Consider the following 20413-nt stretch of genomic DNA (forward strand, 5'->3'; position numbering starts at 1 on the left):
CTGCATCAGTTCTTCCTATTTATATGTATAAAATTCATGGACCCCGTATTTAAAGAGCCTCTTCAGGTCCTTTTCAAACCATTTCACATTATGTTCCTCTGCTGCAGATTTCTGGATAAAGAACAGTGCACCTTCAGAATAATCAGTACCCTTCAGCGCCTGCTTGACCGCTTCCCTTGTTTCATCGGAAACTGCAACTTCATTGATCCTGCCATCATAGGTCGGTGAAAACTGCGGAACGCCGTCACTGTTATCCCAGACAACCTCTGTCACCGTATTCGGAAAATCTTCGCTTTTTACACGGTTCATGATGACGTTGGCCACCAGAACACGGCCCTTGATATCTTCACTTCCTGCTTCTGCCTCCACGATCCTCAGAAGTGTATCATAGTCTTCATCTGACATCAGTGTGGGATTTTCTGCCAGTGTGATCGACCTTGCATCAAGTTCATTTACTTTGTTTTCCATAGAGGAGCTTACATTAAGATCTGCAGCAGTATTGGTTACTTTCTGTACTCTCTGGCCTACGATCACCTGCTCACAGGAGCTTCCGATCCTTGTAACCGTGCTTCCGGATAATGGTGTATCCGTAACTCCTGAAACCACACCTGCGATCCCGGTAGGAACAGCAACCTCTTCATAGGGAGAGCCCTCTCCTCCATCTGAAGCTGCATAAACCCTGCCTCCCTCACTTTCTGCAAATGTCCTTGTCCCCAGAGAAATAACCATCGCCAAAACTGCACATAATGTCAGCACTGCAAAACTGCGCGCGGAATTTCCTCCGGTTTTTCCATTTCTACGTTCATCCTGCACTCCGTCAGTCTCACGTAAATCTTTCTCAACTTTCATAATCTCATTCCTTGCGTTTCATTTTCTGTAACAGCCCATAATCCTCCGATGCGATATCACAGCCCCCATTATCATCGCTTCCCGGATAAATACGGATCATTACGATTTCCTTTACATGTTTGTAACATTTTTGTAATGTATGGGAAAATTATATTTAATAATATTGAATATGTCAAGCTTTTTCCCGTATTTAACGCTTCAACGGCGGTATTTGTGTTTTATCCACACCTTATCCACATGTATTCCACATAAAATCGCAGAGTTATCCACACTCATGTCATATTTCATTTCAGAAAAAAAGGCAGATAGCGTCTCTATCTCCGTCCAATGTTGTACACCCACTTTCCGGAAATCGTACTTCTATCTGCCTGTTTATCCTTTTTCAGAACAGTTTTTTCCTCTGTTATTTACAGATTTGATTATAATATTTTGTTTTCAGTCAGTCAAGGATTTTTGCTCGACCAAATCCGACGCCTTATGCAAAACGGCACAGGGCCTGCACGAAAAGTGTCGCATAAACACACAGATCGATACTCCAGGCTCCCAGAAACAGTCCCCATGGTGTTTCCCCGGCTCCTTCGGCAAACCGTTTGGGCTTCAGCGCAAGAATCAGTGGAAAAAGAAGCGGCAGAAAATACCGTCCCTGCACGCCCAAGATCTTATCGTAGCCATAGGCTGTCCACTGTCCGTATAACGTTACAAAGATCAGCGCAAATACCAGGAGACTGACTCCTCCCAGAATGCCCTTTGCCGGAAGCTCCAGACGGATTCCCGATATATCATCATTCCCGGAAACCTGAAGGACCAAGATCAAAAGATATCCCATTGCCAGCAGGGCACAGACAGGAATGTTCAGCCATCCAAGATTACTTCCTATCATTTCTGTAAGATAGGTCACACCAAAATTATCCAGGCTCCGCACAAAAGTCAGGACAAAGGCAGCCGGATCCTTCAGGATCCCCACAAGCTGTGCAGCTGTATCCACACCTGGCTGTGACTCACAGAGATATCGGGATGCAATGACCAGCCAGCCGAAACTTAAGATCAAGATCACAGTTCCTGCACAGACCACATGAAACCAGTAATTTTTTCTGCTTTTAAACCGTTCTTTCGGGATCAGGAACAGGAGCAGGCAAAACGGCATGTAAACCACTTTGCAAAGACACAGGAATCCGGTCAGCACGTACATCCATATCAGCTGTCTTCTACTCATCACTTCTTTTTGTTTATATCGCATAGCCAGTACAAAGGCAGCCAGAGCAACCGTCAGAGCCAGGGCCAGGGCATCTGCTGACATGGAATTTGCTGACTGGATATTCACAGGTACCAGCCCCAGAAGTACGAGGAAATTTTTCCCAACAGGCGTCAGACGAATGGCAAAGAAAAAGAACAGTCCAAACATAAGCATATTGGCGATCCTTCCCGCATAGGCAAGAACCATCGGCCGGTCCGTAAACAGATCTGCAATGCGGATCCCTACTGCCTGGGGAAGATACGAAGTAGGTGCATACAAGGCTGTATTTCCAAATCCGTAAAACTGTGTTTTTTCCCGGTCGATACGCTGATCTGCATTCTCTCCGATATCCCATAATGATACATGATCCTTGGCGGAAAATTCCGGAACCAGACCACTGTTAAACGTCCTTCCATATGAGAATAAGTCGTTTCCTCCGTTGCCTTCCGACGTCAGATATCCTCTGGAAACCTCATAGCTTCTCAGATAATGGCTGTACTCATCCGGCGAATTAAAGGCCGGAACCGCCGCCAGCGTACAGATACTCATAAAAATATAAACAACGGCAAACACCACTTCTGCCCGGAGCTGTCTGCGTTTCAGAAATGCAAAGATCACCAGCATCACAGCTGCCGCCGCTCCAATCACCAGAAACACCAGTGATTTTGGAAATGGCCTGGAAATGATCCGATAGGCAAGTGTCTGTGTATCATCCTTCTGGCTCACCAACCCTGCAGCCACTCCGGTATCCCCTTTTGCGCCATCTAAAACGATCCGGAATTTCTGCCCCTTACATTCCGTAAGCTTCTGGTCAAGCCGGAAATACGTGGTATCCCCCGACGATATGGTCAGTCTGCTGGCCTGCCAGCTCTGGATCTCCCTTTCATTCTGGTACAGCGTTATCTGAAACGTTCCAGCAACCGATGCACTCTCTGTAGAAAGAAAAAGCTCCACACCGGACAGACGGTTCGTTTTGCAGGTAAACTCCTCTTCAAAGCTTCCTCCCGCACCGATCATAGACCAGGTATCCGGTCTTGCCTGCTGCCTTACATTTCCGAGGATCTCCGAATCACTAAGCAAATATGCGGAAAAGATCAAGATCATTCCCCATATCAGCAGATATTTCAGAGTATTTTTCAGCTCTGCAGACAGGCTGTATGAGCTTCTGTTTTTTTTCTTATTTTTCATAATATCCCTCTTACTCACTGTTATTTTCACATTCCGCACTATTATAGCATCTGCACGGCAAAAAAAGAAGCTGCGTTTTATGGCAGCTTCTCATTTTTTGTAAACCTATCCGGAACCGGATGCTTATCGATTGTTGATCGCAGTTACCAGTGCATCAATAGAGGCACGGATGATATCCTGATCAACACCCGCTCCCCAGGCAAGCGTTCCATCCGGTTTGCGAATTCCCACATAAGCGATAGCCTTGGAGGAAGAGCTCTGCTCCAGAGCATGCTCCTGATAAGTTTCCAGTGTGTATTTCAGTTCGTAAGCTTTCTTCAGCGCATTGCTTACCGCATCCAGACGACCATTTCCGGAAGCCTCTGTAACGATGGTTTTTCCACGGAATGTAGAAGTAACCCGTGTTACGATGCCGTCTTCCTTCTGCTGGAAATGAACCTCATTGATGCTGTATGGTTCAACCACATTTTCGAAGGTAGATTTGAACAGACTGAAGATCTCGTCCGGATGAAGCTCTTTGTGCTTGTGATCGGACACTGCTTTGGCTGCATAGCCCATAGCCTCGCGCATTTTCGGAGGAAGGTTCAGGCCAAACTTTGTCTCCAGTATATAGCCTACACCGCCCTTTCCGGACTGGCTGTTGATACGGATAACATCTGCGTCGTAGTTTCTTCCCACATCTGTCGGATCGATCGGCAGATACGGAACAGTCCAGTGCTCCAGATCTCCGTTCTCTCTCCAGTGCATACCCTTTGCGATGGCATCCTGATGAGATCCGGAAAATGCAGCAAATACAAGAGCTCCACTGTACGGACTTCTTTCATAGATCTGCATTCCGGTACATTTCTCATAAACCTCGCAAATATGCGGCATATCAGAAAAATCAATCTTCGGGTCCACACCCTGGGAATACATATTCATACCAAGCGTTACAATATCCACATTACCGGTACGCTCACCATTTCCGAACAAAGTTCCCTCAATTCGGTCAGCACCTGCAAGAAGACCCATCTCGGAGTCTGCAACGCCACATCCACGATCATTGTGCGGATGAAGAGAAACGATCACGTTTTCACGGTATTTCAGATTATCACACATGTATTCCACCTGACTTGCATACACATGCGGCATAGAATGCTCAACCGTAACAGGCAGGTTGATGATCGCTTTGTTATCTGCAGTGGGCTGCCATACATCCAGAACCGCATTGCACACCTCCAGTGCATACTCCGGCTCTGTTCCCGTAAAGCTCTCCGGGCTGTACTCAAACTGAAAATTGCCTTCTGTCTCATCAGCCAGTTTTTTCAGAAGTGCAGCGCCATCTACTGCGATCTTCAGGATCTCCTCTTTTGATTTTTTGAATACCTGCTCTCTCTGCGATACGGATGTGGAATTGTATACATGAACGATCGCTTTTGGGGCGCCTTTAACAGCTTCAAAAGTCTTACGGATGATATGCTCTCTTGCCTGAGTCAGCACCTGGATCGTTACATCCTTCGGGATCAGATCCTGCTCGATCAGCGTACGGAGAAACTCATACTCTGTCTCAGAAGCAGCCGGAAATCCAACCTCGATCTCTTTAAAACCAATCTTTACAAGAAGCTTGAAAAATTCCACTTTCTGCTCCAGGCTCATCGGGATCACAAGTGCCTGATTTCCGTCACGAAGGTCTACAGAGCACCAGATCGGGGCCTTATCCACATATTCTTTCTCCGCCCATTTCATACATTTCACCGGCGGCATGTAATACTGACGTTTGTACTTGGATGGTGTCATCATTTTGTTTTCCTCCACTTTCTGTTTCCATTAAAATTTCTCTTTGGTTTCTGTTTTTGATATAAAGACATAAAAAAAATCTTCCGACTCTGCAGATTCTGCAAGAGACGAAAGACAACTGCTGTCCTACGCGGTACCACTCTTATTTCATGAATAAAAATTCACACACTTGACAGATACGGAATGTATATACATCCTTATATCCTCTCCGGATAACGGCGGACACCGTCTGCGTCTACTCTCTTATATAATATATAAAGATTTCAGGCAGATGCTCCGAGGCGAGTTCCACAAATCCCTTCCGCTGCTTCTCACCGGCCAGCAGCTCTCTGTGCTCCGTTCTCTTGTGTACTATTCCTCATCTACGCATTTTCTTTTTGAAACTGGTATTAGGTTAACACGTTATGGAAGATTTGTCAACGAAATTTTAACGATGCACCGCGCAAAAATTTCAGTGCATCACTCACGAACAGCAATCCGGGCTGATCCGTTTCTCTGTCTTCCTGCTATCTGCGGCAGACATTATTCGGCTCCCCGCCTGACTGAAAGCTGATGACCAATCCAGTACACAGCCCCGCCAATACCTCCTCCAAGAGTATTATATGTCAGATCAGAAACCTGAAACGTCCCAAGCCTCAGGAAAAGCTGCAGAAGTTCAATGGACAGTGAGAATACAAAGGTAATCTTAAGTCCGGTCCACACAATATTCAAGAATGTTGTTTTTTTCAATATTTTCTTTCCTGCGGTCCAGAACAGCAGGATCGTGAACGGAATGAACAGCATCAGATTCTCAATACACTCAGTTGTGAGATATCTGGTACCATCCTCTCCATATTTCCAGATCCACCAGTTCGCCATCACATCCGAAAGAGGATTCATCCACATATCCCGGTTCAGCAGCGTGCGAAACAAGATCATGGTTGTATAAAAGGTCAGAAAAAACAGCTTCCGAAAAAAAGCATTTCCTCTGAAATACTGCCACCACACGGAAAAAGCTCCCCTGATTCCCCTTCCACCTGTCTCATTATGGTAGGCAAAGAGATAAAAAAACAGTACCATCACAGACAGGATCACAGAAAACCAAAATGGCTGGTACAAAGCTGTCAGTACACTTGTAATAATACTTGATATGATGTCTTTCATTATAAGTCCTTTCACATAAGCCAGACAGTCGACCATTCTTCTGTCCGGCAGCTCTGTCATTATTCCTACCTATATTACTACACTCTTCCCACAAAAGCCAGAAAAAGATATCTCTCACCGCTCTGTCAATCAACCTGTATATCGTTTTTATATTTCTGAAAATGTGAGAGGCAAGGGATATTCGCAATTGAAGCAGGGGACTTACTTGATTCGGCTAAACTGCAATATTTTTTTATTTTTAACAAATTTTTGTTATATTTTACCAGCAAAACATGCTATAGTTCATAGTAAGAAAAACATTTCGGAGGTATTTTTAATGAAACGTGATCTGAAAAAAATCGTAAGCCAGATGACACTGGAAGAAAAAGCCGGCATGTGCTCAGGTCTTGATTTCTGGCATCTGAAACATGTGGAACGCTTGGGGATCCCGGAAGTAATGGTCAGCGACGGCCCTCACGGACTTCGTAAGCAGGATGACAAGGGCGATCATCTTGGAATGAATGACAGCATCAAGGCCGTCTGCTTCCCGCCGGCCGCTTTAAGCGCCTGCTCCTTTGACCGCAAGCTGGTGGAAGAAATGGGCAAAACCATCGGAAAAGAAGCTCAGGCCAACGATGTATCCATAGTTCTCGGACCGGCCGTAAACATCAAACGTTCTCCTCTCTGCGGAAGAAACTTCGAATATTATTCCGAGGATCCATATCTCGCAGGTGAGATCGCAGCCGCTTTTATAAACGGAGTACAGTCCCAGCATGTAGGAACCTCTATCAAGCACTTTGCAGCAAACAACCAGGAATATCACCGCATGAGCAATTCTTCCGAGGCTGATGAGCGCACTTTACGTGAGATCTATTTCCCTGCATTCGAAACCGCAGTAAAAAAAGCTCAGCCATACACCTTCATGTGCTCCTACAACCAGATCAACGGCACTTTCGCATCTGAGAATAAATGGCTTCTCACAGATGTTCTCCGCGGTGACTGGGGCTTCAAGGGCTATGTAATGTCCGACTGGGGTGCAGTCAATGACCGCGTCAAAGGTCTTGAGGCAGGTCTTGAGCTGGAAATGCCTTCCTCCAATGGGGTCAACGATGCCCTCATCGTACAGGCCGTAAAAGACGGCTCCCTCAAGGAAGACATTCTTGACCAGGCTGTTGAACGCATTCTACGCATAATTTTTGAATATGCAGACAACCGGGCACCGCAGGAATTCACCATGGAAAAAGACCATGAAGAAGCACGCCACATTGCCGAAGAATCTATGGTTCTTCTGAAAAACGATGAGCAGATCCTCCCTCTGAAAGCATCCGAGAAAATTGCTTTCATCGGTGGTTTTGCAAAGAAGCCTCGTTTCCAGGGCGGCGGAAGCTCTCATATCAACTGCTTCAAGATCACAAACGCACTGGATTCCGTTCCTTCCGATGCACAGGTTACTTATGCAGAAGGTTTTCCTGCAGACAAAAATCTCTACGATGACGCACTTGCAGCTGAAGCGATCAAAACTGCTGCCGCCGCTGACAAGGTTGTGATCTTCGCCGGACTTCCGGACAGCTTTGAATCTGAAGGATACGACCGTTCCCACATGAGGCTTCCTGAATGCCAGAACCGTCTCATTGCTGAGATCCTTAAAGTACAGCCGAATACCGTGATCGTCCTCCACAACGGTTCCCCCGTGGAGATGCCATGGCTCAATGATATAAAAGGCCTTCTGGAAGCATACCTCGGCGGTCAGGCAGGCGGTACCGCTGTCGCAAACATCCTTTACGGAAAAGTAAATCCCAGCGGCAAGCTTGCCGAGACAATGCCGCTCAAGCTCTCCGACAATCCATCCTACCTGAACTTCGGCGGCGGTGAAAAGGTTGAATACCATGAAGGCGTATTCGTAGGCTATCGCTACTACGATACAAAAGAAATGGATGTAGCATATCCGTTTGGCTATGGACTCTCCTACACTACCTTTGCCTGCAGCGACCTGAAGATCTCCAATGAAAATCCTACAGACAAAGACACCATCACCGTTTCGGTTGATGTAACAAACACAGGAAATATGGCAGGAAAAGAAGTCGTACAGCTCTATGTCAAAGACTGTACCAGTTCCGCGATCCGTCCGGAAAAAGAGCTCAAGGGCTTCGAAAAGGTTTTCCTGAATCCAGGCGAAACCAAAGCAGTAACCATGGAGCTGGATAAGAGAAGCTTCGCATGGTACAATACAGAACTTCATGACTGGTTCGCAGCCAGCGGCGAATATAAGCTCCTTGTCGGTACCTCTTCCAGAGATATCCGTCTTGAAGGCAAGATCCATCTGAACAGCAGCCAGGAGCTTCCGATGCATGTTCATATGAACACCACCCTTGGCGAACTGTTCCGCAACCCAAAAACAAGCGAAACAGCAAAAGAATTGACAGCAAAATATATCTCAGCCATGAACGTTGGTGAAGAGTCCTCTTCTGAAGCCGCTTCCGAAGCTATCACTGAAGAAATGACAGAAGCCATGACCGACTCCATGCCATTACGTGCGCTGGTAAGCTTTGGCGGGTATTCCAGAGAAGAACTTACAGAAATTATTGAAAAATTAAATAAACTGGTATAATTTCACAGGACATCCTCTGCCGAACGAATTATACTTACATAAAAAGCTGCATAAAACGGCACAAAAAACGACATAATTGGACAGCTATGGCAGTTTCAGATCGCTTGACAAGCATTAAAGCGGATGTTATCATTACATATGGTTCAAAATCTTGGATCAAACAACAGAATAATCCGAAAAAATTACTGTCGCTTAATCTAACATTAAGCGGCAGTTTTCACATTCTCTTCATTTTCCTTTCACACAATGCACACATTTTTTTACTATATTATTAACTGTAGATAGCAAATGCTAAACAATCTTTTTCTTTTTCATACTTTTTTGCCGGGAGTCCGCACAACTCCCGGCCTCCTTTTTTTATTCTTCAGGTAGTTCGCCTGCATTTTCTATTATTATTAAAGATATAAAAATATGTCTTGTTTTTTCTTATTATATATATTATACTAGTCAAGAACTTATTGTTCCTGTCCATTTTGTTCTTTGATAATTTCATAGACTTCATACTCGAAACATGATACAATATCCGCACAGAGAAATATGCGGTACAATTTTTATAGGAGGATGCGCATATGCTAGATCAGAAAGATTTGGAATTATTAGCCGGTATGATAAACCCGATCAATGTCCAGCTGGGCAATATAAATAACCGATTAGATGGTATCGACGCCAGACTGGATGCAGTGGATACTCGTCTCGACGGTATTGACGCTCGTCTCGATGCTATGGATGTTCGTCTCGACGGTATCGACGCTCGTCTCGATGCTATGGATGTTCGTTTTGACGGTATCGACGCTCGTCTTGATGCTATGGATGTTCGTTTTGATGAAATAGATGCCCGCTTCAACCGGGTAGAAAACAGACTTGAAATGATCGATCTGAAATGTGATACCAACAGAAAACGCCTGGACGACCTTTCACTGGATGTTAAGCTTGCAGAACGGAATATCCGAAAAGATATCAAAAATTTACAGGACACAACAGAAACTCTTGTCGTTGTACTTCAGGGAAGAGGTATTTTACCTGACCCAGGTAACACAATACAGACAGCCTGATCATATTATGTAAAGAGTGTGAAGCCTATGAAAGTATCAAGGGATCACACTCTTTATTATCATCCATACAACCATCTTTCTCCTCAAAAAATGGTTGCATTTACAATTCGTTTATGTTATAGTTATATGCGTTGCGGGGTATGGCGTAGCTTGGTAGCGCGCACGGCTGGGGGCCGTGAGGTCGCAGGTTCAAATCCTGTTGCCCCGATATTTCTAACAAATTCAAGGATTTCCGAGGTCTGATGACTTCGGATTTTTTTATTACCTTACTATTTTTCGAAAGGAAGGTTTTGCATGCAGGATAATCTGTCTCTTTATCATATTTTTTATACGGTAGCACGTACCGGCAGTATCTCCCACAGTTCCCGGGACCTTTATATCAGTCAGCCTGCTATCAGCAAGGCGATCCAGAAGCTGGAGCAGAATCTGGATACCGTTCTTTTTAAACGCAGTTCCCGGGGTGTCACTCTGACCCCGGACGGTGAGCTTCTTTTTGAAAAAGTAAAAGAAGCTCTTTCACTTCTGGATGAAGGAGAAAATTCCATTCGCCATAACCGTTCCCGGGACATTCCAAAGCTGCGTCTGGGTGCCAGTTCTACTCTTACCAGATATGTACTGCTCTCCCACCTGGAAAACTATATTGCACGTTTTCCTCATGTACGTATCACAATTTCCTGCCAGTCTACTTATCAGACGCTGCAGCTTCTGGATGAGGAAAAAATCGATCTGGGACTCATCGGACGGCCGCAGAAGCTTCGGGGATATTATTTTCAGCCTCTTTTGAAAATCCAGGATACCTTTGTCTGTACACAGCAGTATCTGGAAAATCAGAAAAAGCTCTATCCGGATGAACCTCTGATCCAGGCAGCAACTTTCATGATGCTGGATGAGGACAATATTACACGTCAGACCGTGAACACTCAGCTGAAAGAACATCATGTGGAATTAAGCCATATTCTGGAAGTAACAACTATGGATCTTCTGATCCAGTTTGCGGAAATTGGTCTTGGGATTGCATGTGTGATCCGTGATTTTGTAAAAAAAGAGCTGGAAGAAGGAACTCTGGTGGAAGTACCGGTAGGATTTTCTTTTCCGCTGCGTGAAATCGGGTTTGTATGCAGACAGAAAGATGCTGATTCGGCTTTGATCGCACCATTTTTTGATGATGAAACAGAGCATCCGGATAAATAAAGGAATGTAAAAAAATTCCCATCTGATCATTGCGACCAGATGGGAATTTTAAATTTCAAAAAAGTTTCCTGCCACTGTATTACGTGTGTGACTTTTTTGACTCAAACTTCGCTGCGCTTCGTTCGAGTAGCGCAAAATTTATTGCACCTGCAATAAATTTTGCTTAGTTATTAATAAGCTTATCCTCGCCGTTCCAGCTGTAGAGTTTACGGATCTCCTCGCCGACTTTCTCAGACTGATGCTCAGAAGCTAATTTTCTCATAGCCTTGAAGTGTACCTGTGCACCTGCATCGGACATGTCGAGTAAGAACTCTTTTGCGAATGTACCATCCTGGATATCGGAAAGAACTTTCTTCATTGCTTTCTTTGTATCCTCTGTGATGATCTTCGGTCCTGTGATGTAATCGCCATACTCAGCTGTATTGGAAATAGAATATCTCATTCCGGCGAATCCTGACTGATAGATCAGGTCAACGATCAGTTTCATCTCATGGATACACTCGAAGTATGCGTTTCTTGGGTCATAACCAGCTTCAACAAGTGTCTCAAAACCAGCCTGCATAAGTGCGCAAACACCACCGCAAAGTACAGCCTGCTCACCGAAGAGGTCTGTCTCTGTCTCTGTACGGAATGTTGTCTCAAGAACACCAGCTCTTGCTCCGCCGATTCCAAGTGCATATGCAAGTGCGATATCCTGAGCTTTACCTGTAGCATCCTGCTCTACAGCGATCAGACAAGGAACACCTTTACCAGCCTGATACTCGCTTCTTACTGTGTGTCCAGGTCCTTTCGGTGCGATCATTGTAACATCAACATATGCTGGTGGTTTGATGCATCCGAAATGAATGTTGAAGCCATGAGCGAACATAAGCATGTTGCCTTCCTCAAGGTTCGGCTCGATATCATTCTTGTAAAGTGCAGCCTGTTTCTCATCGTTGATCAGGATCATGATGATATCTGCTTTCTTAGCTGCTTCAGCAGATGTATATACCTCGAAGCCCTGCTCCTCAGCTTTTTTCCAGGATTTGCTTCCTTTGTAAAGACCGATGATTACATTACATCCGGACTCTTTAAGGTTCAGTGCATGTGCATGTCCCTGGCTTCCGTATCCAATAATCGCAATTGTCTTACCATCTAATAATCCAAGATTACAGTCTTCCTGGTAAAAAATCTTATTTGCCATTTTACTTTCCTCCTCTGATGTTTACAACATCTTCTTCATAAAAATTATTTATCGTTAAGAGAGTAGCTGCTCTCCTAGCAAACATATGTAAAAAATTTACAGGTAACGGACATCGTCACTGCCTCGTGACAGACCTGTGATTCCTGTTCTTGCAAGCTCAAGGATCTCATAGTCAGCCATCAGCTCCACAAACGCCTGCAGCTTGTTCTGGCTTCCGGTCATCTCCATAATAAGAGAATCCTTACTTACATCCACCACCTTGGCACGGAAGATATCTGCAACAGAAAGAGCTCCCTGTCTCTGTTCCGGCTTCACAGCAACCTTGACGAGCATCAGCTCACGGGCAACGCTGTCGTCCTGTTCAAGGACCTTAACATCCCGTACATCTTCCTGCTTCGCCAGCTGCTTAGTGATCTGCTGGAGCATCTGATCATCTCCCTCACATACAACTGTCATACGGGAATATCTCTGATCTGCAGTCACTCCTGCGGTAATGCTGTCAATATTATATCCACGGCGGCTGAAAAGACCAGCCACACGGCTAAGGACTCCGGAGGTATTATCCACAAGGATGGATAGTATTCTCTTTTCCATAATACACCTGCTTTCAACACTTTTATGTATAGAAAACCGACTTCGTCAGTTAACGCTTTAATCTAATAAACCCTTGCTTTCTTACCATTATAACAACTTCGAAAATTTTGTCAATCAAAATTTCCTGCAAAATCCCTTCAGGCTGATAAGAAATGCTTTTATCCTCAGATCAGATATTTTTTCTTAAGCTCCTCGGATGCCTTTGGTGTCAGATAGAGTTTTTTCCGGAGGAATCTTTCAATTCCTCCGTTTTCTTTTTCGATGACATCAAAAACTGTATTGATATAAGACTCCTTCACCTGATAGAAGGCTTTCAGATCTGCAAGCTTCCGGCTGTTTTCCGGTCGGTCTGCCCGGTAAAGCCTGCGCATATATTTCAGTTCGTCTTCCAGACATGGATTCGACCGCATATAATCCCTTCGTATCGTTTCCTTAGGTACACCCAAAGCAAAGAGCAAAAGTGCTGTTCCGACTCCTGTCCGGTCTTCTCCTGTGGCACTGTGAAAAACAACAGCTCCATTCTTTACATGAAGCAGGACATCCAGAAAACGTGCATACTGCTTCAGAGAATACTCATCCGTAACGAAATTCCGGTACCAGTCCTGCATATACCGGTCTACATCACCATAGCAGGACATCACATGTTCAAAAAAGCTGTTTCCACTGCTGTCCTCATCCCGGATTGGAATGTGATAATACTCCACTCCTGCCATGATATCATCCGGTTTTTTCTTTACTTCTGCAGCTGACCTGAAATCAATCACTGTTTTTACATTATATTCTTCTGAAAGGATCCGGTTGTCTGCAGCAGAAGCATGATAGATTTCTCCGCTGCGCAAAAGCTTTCTGGGAAGAATATGCGAACCGTCTACTGTCATCAATGCACCCAGATCTCTTGTATTCGGAAGATTCTGAAGCGGAAGCCTGCTTCCTTTTGGAAAACCAACCGCAAGATCCGGATTCAATACTTTAAGAAGCTGAAGGCAATCCTGTACCTCCTGCTCTGTCATATCAAATTTATAACGCTTCTGACGTCTGGTTATGATCACCAGATAATTGATGATCAGCTGCTTTTCACCGGTTTTATCGGTTCCCTCACGGCGCATGTACGCCCAGAGAATATCTTTACACGGAAGACTGTTGAGCATCATATGTCTGGTAAACACAAAAAAGCCATCTTCGATCCGTATTTTTCCGTATCTCATTTTCTTTCCTTTCTCCTTCTCAACCCCTGTGCTGCTTTCTTCGCAACACTTTTTATCATACCAGAAATCTCCAGTCCCGTATACCTCGTTTGACAATTTTCGTAGTTTGGATATAATAAACAGAGAAATTTTACCACAGGGAGGCTTTCTTTTATGGACAATCTTATTTTCTGTCTGAATGTTACCGTGCCCATCTTTCTTACACTGCTCCTGGGATATTTTTTCCGGAGGATCGGACTGTTTGATGAAACATTTGTCAATCGTATGAACAAATTTGTGTTTGTCATCCCTCTGCCTGTGCTTCTGTTTCAGGACATCGCTAAAATCGATATCTATGAGGCCTGGGATCCCAAGATGATTCTTTTCTGTTTTGCGATCACATCGCTCAGTATTATGATCTCCGTGCTCCTGTCCCGTTTTCTCCACCCTTCCGATATCCAGGGCGAATTTATCCAGGCATCCTACCGCAGCAGCGCAGCGATCCTTGGTATCGCCATTATCCAGAACCTTTACGGAAATGCAGGTATGGCACCACTGATGATCATTGCCAGCGTCCCTCTTTACAATGTAATGGCTGTTGTAGTTCTCTCTGTCTTTAAACCAGGTCAGGGAAAAATAGATGGTACCGTTCTGAAGCGCACTTTAAAGGGAATTGTCACCAATCCCATCATTCTCGGCATTGCAGCCGGTACACTCTGGTCCCTTCTTCGTCTTCCATTTCCGAAGATCCTGGACTCTACGGCAGGCAATCTTGCAAAAACCGCCACTCCTCTTGGCCTCATGGCTATGGGCGGATCTCTGCACTTCGGAAAAGCCTTTTCCCGGCTGAAAGCATCTGTTGCCTGTACATTTATGAAACTTGTCGGTTATGAAGCACTTTTTCTTCCTCTTGCCATCCGTTGCGGTTTTACAAAGGACAAGCTGGTTTCCATCATTATCATGCTGGGGTCTGCCAGCACCGTTACCTGCTTTGTCATGGCAAAAAACATGGGACATGAGGGCTCTTTTTCTTCGGGAGTCGTGCTTCTTACCACATTATTCAGTGCCTTTACCCTGACACTCTGGCTGTTTATCTGCAAAGGTCTGGGACTGATCTGATATTGCAGCTTCTGCATATTATCTACCCGGAAAAATCTGTAACATAAAATGCTGTAAGAACTATGATTTCTGGTTCTTACAGCATTTTTTTATAAAAGCATATTCACATAAAGCTATCATTTCTGATGTGGATGTTTCTGTTCTTACAATCTCATAGCCTACAAAACAAACGAAGCATTTTCTCAGATCAGCTTCAGATATTTCAAGCCATCCCGAATGCCGTAGTGGAACATATCAGACGTAACATAATCTGCCAGTTCTTTGATCTTCGGAGAAGCATTTCCCATGGCAACCTTTGTTGCAGCGTATTCAAACATGGCAAGATCATTGTTGCTGTCTCCAAAAACAACGGTATTCTCCCACGGAATATCAAACAGGCGGATCACAGCTGCGATCCCAACAGCCTTGTTAAAGCCCTTTGGCACCAGTTCAATGGTATTTCCCACAAACGAACTGCTGCCTTCATGGCGGATGATATCATAGTATTCTGATAAAATGGATAACGCTGCCTCCGCATCACATCCCTCCGTCATTTTTGCACTGATCTTATTGATCCGCATACAATCCTCATTTCCACGGATAGGCCTCCATTTATCGCCCAGGGATTCTGTGATCAGACTGGCATACCAGTTCACTTCATCGGTATACTCCCCTTTGTCATAATACATAAAATCCGCGCCTTCCATTACCGGGATCAGTCCGTATTTTCTGAGAACCTCCACAGAAAGCTTTGCAACCTCCGGCGTCATCTCTTTATTAAAAAGTCTCTTCCCGTCCTTCTCAATGGTGGATCCGCAGGCACTGATCATTCCCGTAAAAGGGATCTGCTCCAGATACCAGGATACAAACGCACGACTTCTTCCTGTGCAGAGCCACGCTTCATGTCCGTTATCTACCAGCGCACGGATGGCTTCTATGGCACTGTCCGGCACTCCTTTTTTCATATCACAGACTGTTCCGTCCGCATCAAAAAATACTGCTTTTCTGCTCATTTTCCTGTCCTCCGATATCACCTGTAAAATACCTTTGCCGCACGGATCAGGCTTTCCGTATCTTTCACTCCGGCTGTTTCATAAGCGGAATGCATCGCCAGCTGCGGCAGACCGATATCGACCGTATTTATGGCTGCCTGGGTATTGGAAATATTTCCCAGAGTGGAACCACCGGCAATATCGGAACGGTTCACAAATGTCTGATATGGCACATCTGCTTCTCTGCAGAGTTCCTTGAAGATTGCTGTGGAAATCCCATCGGTACAATATTTCTGATTGGCATTATATTTGATTACAATTCCACCATTCATCACCGGACGGTTTACAGGATCTGCCTTGTCTGTATAATTCGGATGTAATGCATGTGCATTGTCCGCAGAGATCATAAAGCTCTCTGCAAGGGCCATCAGATAACTTTCCTGATCTCCGCCAAGGGCCAGATTGATACGAAACAGTACATCTTTAAGAAATGTGGATGCAGCTCCCTGCCTGGTAGTGCTTCCCACTTCTTCATTATCCAGTACACAGTGGACTGCAATGACCTTCTTCTTATCTGCCTGAAGAAAGCCTTCCATTGAAGCGAAAGCACACTGCAGATCATCTAATCTTGGACTGGAAACAAATTCATTCCTGGATCCCCAGATCGTTCCGGGCATCCGGTTATAGAGAAACAGATCATGGCCCAGGATATCCTCCGGACGGATCTCTGCCTCTTCTGCCAGCATCCGCATGAAGTTTCCTTTTTCGCCACTGCCACTGTACAATGGAAGCATATCCTTCTGGACATTATAATGATAGCCTCCATTAATATCTCGGTTCATATGGATCGCAAGGCTCGGGATCATGACCAGATCTCTATCAATATCTACAAGCTTTTCCAGAATTTTTCCGTTTTTGTGGACGATCATGCGGCCTGCCACAGAAAGGGGACGGTCAAACCAGGTAGAAAGGATCATTCCTCCATACCGCTCCACATTCAGCTTCACATAAGCTCCGTTTACAGACATCTCCGGATTTTCTTTTATTTTAAAAGACGGGGAGTCACTGTGACTTGCAATGATATGATATCTCCTGCAGTCATTGACAGGAATGGAAAATCCGATGATCGCGGAATGATTTCTCATGACAAAATATTTTCCGCCCTTTTCCAGCTCCCAGCGCTCCTCTTCCTTCAATTCTGTAAAGCCTTCCTCCAAAAAACGTCTTCTTGTTTCCTCTGCCGCCTGAAAGGCTGTAGGACTTTTACTGATAAATTCCAGCAGTTTTTCTGTTGTTTCTTCGTACATAATCTTCTCCTCTGTCGGCCCGGTAATATCCAGGCTGTTATGCTATTACCCATTATACGGCAAAACTTTTTTCAGGGCAATATCTCAGATTTCTGCACTCTTTCGTACCCACATATGCTGCACAAGCTTATCCCCAAGCTTATTTGCGAGCATAGTATAAATTGAACTAAATACATTGGCTCCAATACGGAGCAGCACTGCTGCCGGCATTCCAAACAGTCCTGATGCAATGGACAGTGCTCCAAATGTATTAAATGCAGTCTGCCACGCATAACCTGCGGAATATCCCACACCGATTCCTCCGATCATTCCAATATAGGGATACATAGATTCCGGAAGTATCAGATAAAGCACTGCAAACAAAATACATCCAACGATATTGAACATCCCCCTTTTTCCGGCTCTTCCCTTGCAGTCCTCGGTAAACGGCAGACACACGGACATGCAGGCAATTCCGGCCCACATTGCTCTTGGAAGTCCCAAAAGAGACATGATCAGCATAGCGCTGGAAACGATCAGCGTCAGTCTTAAATACCACCTGCCTCTTGCAGAATGCAGGTCAAATTCTCGGAACAGGTCCAGAAACGTCCTGCGATACGGGCGGTTTTTCTGATTCTTATAAAAAACTACCATGCAGAGAACCATTCCGGCCAAAAGCCCCTCTACACGAAGCAGATACGCCTTTCCGGTTACGTCATATCCCATCAGAAGCAGATATCCGAGAACAAATGTGGAATGGTTATACATAATTACATTATGGCATCCCAGGATCATCAGTAACAGGATGCTTATCGCATTAACAAAAAATGCCGGTACCGGTGAAACCATATTGGATAATCTCGGTCCTGCGATCAGAATACAGAAAATCCCGGCAATGGACAACAATCCGTGGGACGTCCGGATCCCGAAATCCGCCTGTCTTAAAACCAGCACTGCCAGCAGTACGGTTACTCCTACAACACTGTTGTCATTGCCGGTTATCTTACTGTACAATGTCACAACCGCCACACAAAATGCCATGACAAGATACACTTTAAAATTATAGATCAGAATATGCCTTCTTTTCTCCTTTTTGTCTGTGGTATTTCTGATCAGCTGTTTTGATCCGGTTGAGCTTAACTGCAGTTCCTGATAAAATGTCATTTTCATCACTCCTTTTGTAAAACAGACATTCTCATTTCGCTTTTTTCACATGCTCATAAACGCAATCTCTTTACAATTTACGTTCAAAGATACAAACAGCCATTATACTTGGTTTATTCTAAAACGTCAAATATTTTTTCTGAAATCATGTTCACGCATTACACCTCAGCCCCGATCAGATCACTCCGAAAATGGCCAAGAACATTTTTATTATTTTTATATTTACTGCAGCTCCGCTATCCTGGTCACTGCTACATAAATGTCCTGTATCTTATACCAGGTTGGATAATCCACCACTCCGGATGCAGGAAGCCCGAATATATTCTGGAATTTTTTTACAGATGCAGCGGTAGCCGGACCATAAATACCATCCACAGTCACTGACGGGATGGCAGGATAGGCTTTTGCTATGGCATTAAGCTGTTCCTGGATCTGCTGTACCTTTTCTCCGGTAACACCGATAGTCAGGTCATATCCCGGCCAGGATGCGGGAATCCCGGAAACTGCTTCCGCCACATTGATATACATATCGTTTCCATAGAAGCTCCGCAGGATCTCAATGGCGGAATATCCCTGATCTCCCAGAGCTTTGCTTCCCCACTGGGTCATCCATCCCCGATTCCTGCACTGCACCTGGCGTCCGTCACAGTACTGGGTCAGGATCGGCTGACGTACATCCGGTCTGGAAAGGTAGTTTTCAAAAAGTTCATCCACGATCCGGTCGATACTCTCAAAAATATTCCTGCCATGGATCCATTTGTGGTCGTATGCTGTGGAGGATGTAATGGTGAAATCATAACCCTTATTTCGGTACCACTCTGTATAAACTCTGTTCAAAGTAAACGACATGATTGCCAGAACATTGGCACGTATCGTGTCCTCCGGCCAAGTTGCGTAGATCTCACTGCTGGCCACGTTTTTGATATAATCCTTATATCTTACATAATAATCCTGTGCAGAGGTATCCCCTATTGGCCCGTCGTGGACTACGATATACTCCGGGATCACCACTTTGTTTAATACGATCTCTCCGGTTTCATTTATCGGTTTGATCTCTGCTTCCGGATTTTTGGGAGGATATTCCCCAAAAAGCGTATGGGGTCCGATGACGATCCGCTGATAGTCCTCTCCACTACCCTGCTGTCTGCTAAGGGATGCTCCCTGCCTGGCAATGGAATGGGGAAGAACTTCTGTCCCGGCAACTTCTTTTGGTGTAAAACCCTCTGCACTGATCCGAACTGTATATTCTGCATAAGGCTGCTGCTCCACCGGTTTCATGCTGTATTCCAGTGGAGGAGCTGCCAGCTCCAGCATGGGCGTTTTTCCGGAAGAATCCGTACGGATTTCTTCGATCACATTATCCGGGACTCCTGTGTACGAGATCCGCACTGTAGCATTTTCCACAGGACGGTTACTGGCACTGTCCAGCACCGTCACCTGCAGCTGTCCCTGATCCGGCATATCCTGCTGCATGGAAATATAAGAATGATTTTTCATAAACAGAGGCTCCTTTTTGTGCCTGAAAGCACACTGGTTCTCTGCTAGTATATGTACAGAATCTCAAAATGCCATATCTCCTACTGTGCTTCCTCCCAGTAATCTTCCGCATCCTGGATATCATCAAACTCATCTGCATGATCATAATAAAAATCTTCCGGATCATCATAATCCTGCACATCGTACATATCTTTTCTGTCATTATTCCTGCTGGTATTTCCACGGTAAGTTTTTTTCCCGGATGTTGTGGATGAAACAAATTCCACTACACTGCTGACCCGTCCGTTTCTGCAGACTGCCATGAATTTTTTTGCTCCATTGCTGTTATACCATATATATCTGTACTGAATGTCCTGTGTTCTTTTTCCCGGTGTGTCCCGCCAGTAATGTTCTGT

15 protein-coding genes, 1 tRNA gene, 1 pseudogene and 1 other annotated feature are annotated in these 20413 nt (G+C 44.9%); of the genes and pseudogenes, 5 read left to right on the forward strand and 12 right to left on the reverse strand.

Annotation, left to right across the window (positions count from 1 at the left end):
• Window positions 1–15: 15 nt before the first annotated feature.
• The 4 genes from CCC17_RS14560 to CCC17_RS14575 form a co-directional block, all read right to left on the reverse strand.
• Window positions 16–849 carry a cell wall hydrolase gene (locus tag CCC17_RS14560; protein ID WP_021652924.1) on the reverse strand — a complete coding sequence of 278 codons (834 nt, stop codon included), beginning with the start codon at window positions 847–849 and terminating at the stop codon, window positions 16–18.
• Between the two features lie 475 nt (window positions 850–1324).
• Complete coding sequence (locus tag CCC17_RS14565; protein ID WP_129975319.1) at window positions 1325–3271, reverse strand: DUF2142 domain-containing protein; 1947 nt, start codon at window positions 3269–3271, stop codon at window positions 1325–1327.
• 123 nt (window positions 3272–3394) lie between these two features.
• Entirely contained in the window at window positions 3395–5050 is a 1656-nt protein-coding gene (locus tag CCC17_RS14570; protein ID WP_173740882.1) for a 2-isopropylmalate synthase, read from the reverse strand.
• Window positions 5051–5147: 97 nt separating this feature from the next.
• Window positions 5148–5421: a binding site (T-box leader), on the reverse strand.
• A gap of 148 nt (window positions 5422–5569) precedes the next feature.
• Complete coding sequence (locus CCC17_RS14575) at window positions 5570–6250, reverse strand: VanZ family protein (RefSeq protein WP_227589151.1); 681 nt, start codon at window positions 6248–6250, stop codon at window positions 5570–5572.
• A 256-nt stretch (window positions 6251–6506) separates the two neighbouring features.
• On the opposite strand from CCC17_RS14575, the gene CCC17_RS14580 reads away from it, so the two are divergent.
• The 4 genes from CCC17_RS14580 (at window position 6507) to CCC17_RS14595 (ending at window position 11020) form a co-directional block, all read left to right on the forward strand.
• On the forward strand, window positions 6507–8777 hold the full coding sequence (locus CCC17_RS14580) for a glycoside hydrolase family 3 C-terminal domain-containing protein (RefSeq protein ID WP_287083311.1): 2271 nt from the start codon (window positions 6507–6509) through the stop codon (window positions 8775–8777).
• Between the two features lie 569 nt (window positions 8778–9346).
• A complete protein-coding gene (locus CCC17_RS14585) occupies window positions 9347–9829 on the forward strand; it encodes a hypothetical protein (protein WP_114002949.1) in 483 nt (160 codons plus the stop codon).
• Window positions 9830–9963: 134 nt separating this feature from the next.
• Window positions 9964–10037, forward strand: a tRNA-Pro gene (locus CCC17_RS14590).
• Between the two features lie 86 nt (window positions 10038–10123).
• The gene (locus tag CCC17_RS14595) at window positions 10124–11020 is read left to right on the forward strand and encodes a LysR family transcriptional regulator (protein ID WP_021652931.1); all 897 of its coding nucleotides are present in this window, start codon (window positions 10124–10126) and stop codon (window positions 11018–11020) included.
• Window positions 11021–11183: 163 nt separating this feature from the next.
• Here CCC17_RS14595 and ilvC read toward each other — a convergent pair whose 3' ends face one another.
• From ilvC to CCC17_RS14610, 3 genes are all read right to left on the reverse strand, one after another.
• Entirely contained in the window at window positions 11184–12203 is a 1020-nt protein-coding gene (gene ilvC / locus CCC17_RS14600; RefSeq protein WP_015526773.1) for a ketol-acid reductoisomerase, read from the reverse strand.
• Between the two features lie 96 nt (window positions 12204–12299).
• Complete coding sequence (ilvN, locus tag CCC17_RS14605) at window positions 12300–12797, reverse strand: acetolactate synthase small subunit (protein ID WP_021652933.1); 498 nt, start codon at window positions 12795–12797, stop codon at window positions 12300–12302.
• A 164-nt stretch (window positions 12798–12961) separates the two neighbouring features.
• Window positions 12962–14002 carry a tyrosine-protein phosphatase gene (locus CCC17_RS14610; RefSeq protein ID WP_021652934.1) on the reverse strand — a complete coding sequence of 347 codons (1041 nt, stop codon included), beginning with the start codon at window positions 14000–14002 and terminating at the stop codon, window positions 12962–12964.
• A 153-nt stretch (window positions 14003–14155) separates the two neighbouring features.
• Between CCC17_RS14610 and CCC17_RS14615 the strand changes: the two genes are divergently transcribed.
• The gene (locus CCC17_RS14615) at window positions 14156–15100 is read left to right on the forward strand and encodes an AEC family transporter (RefSeq protein WP_173741740.1); all 945 of its coding nucleotides are present in this window, start codon (window positions 14156–14158) and stop codon (window positions 15098–15100) included.
• A 182-nt stretch (window positions 15101–15282) separates the two neighbouring features.
• On the opposite strand, the gene CCC17_RS14620 is transcribed toward CCC17_RS14615, so the two are convergent.
• The 5 genes and pseudogenes from CCC17_RS14620 to CCC17_RS14640 all read right to left on the reverse strand — a co-directional run.
• Window positions 15283–16092: a Cof-type HAD-IIB family hydrolase gene (locus CCC17_RS14620; protein ID WP_173741739.1), complete on the reverse strand. Its 810-nt coding sequence runs from the start codon at window positions 16090–16092 to the stop codon at window positions 15283–15285.
• Window positions 16093–16109: 17 nt separating this feature from the next.
• On the reverse strand, window positions 16110–17378 hold the full coding sequence (locus CCC17_RS14625) for a M18 family aminopeptidase (RefSeq protein ID WP_022426517.1): 1269 nt from the start codon (window positions 17376–17378) through the stop codon (window positions 16110–16112).
• Window positions 17379–17462: 84 nt separating this feature from the next.
• Window positions 17463–18521 (reverse strand): FUSC family protein, encoded by a 1059-nt coding sequence (locus CCC17_RS14630; protein WP_022426516.1) that lies wholly within the window; start codon window positions 18519–18521, stop codon window positions 17463–17465.
• A gap of 222 nt (window positions 18522–18743) precedes the next feature.
• Entirely contained in the window at window positions 18744–20018 is a 1275-nt protein-coding gene (locus tag CCC17_RS14635; RefSeq protein ID WP_022426515.1) for a peptidoglycan-binding protein, read from the reverse strand.
• 80 nt (window positions 20019–20098) lie between these two features.
• A pseudogene (locus tag CCC17_RS14640) lies at window positions 20099–20413 on the reverse strand (hypothetical protein); the annotation flags it as partial.

This window comes from Blautia sp. LMAG:36, assembly GCF_008680535.1.
In the GTDB taxonomy this organism is placed as follows: domain Bacteria; phylum Bacillota; class Clostridia; order Lachnospirales; family Lachnospiraceae; genus Blautia_A; species Blautia_A fusiformis.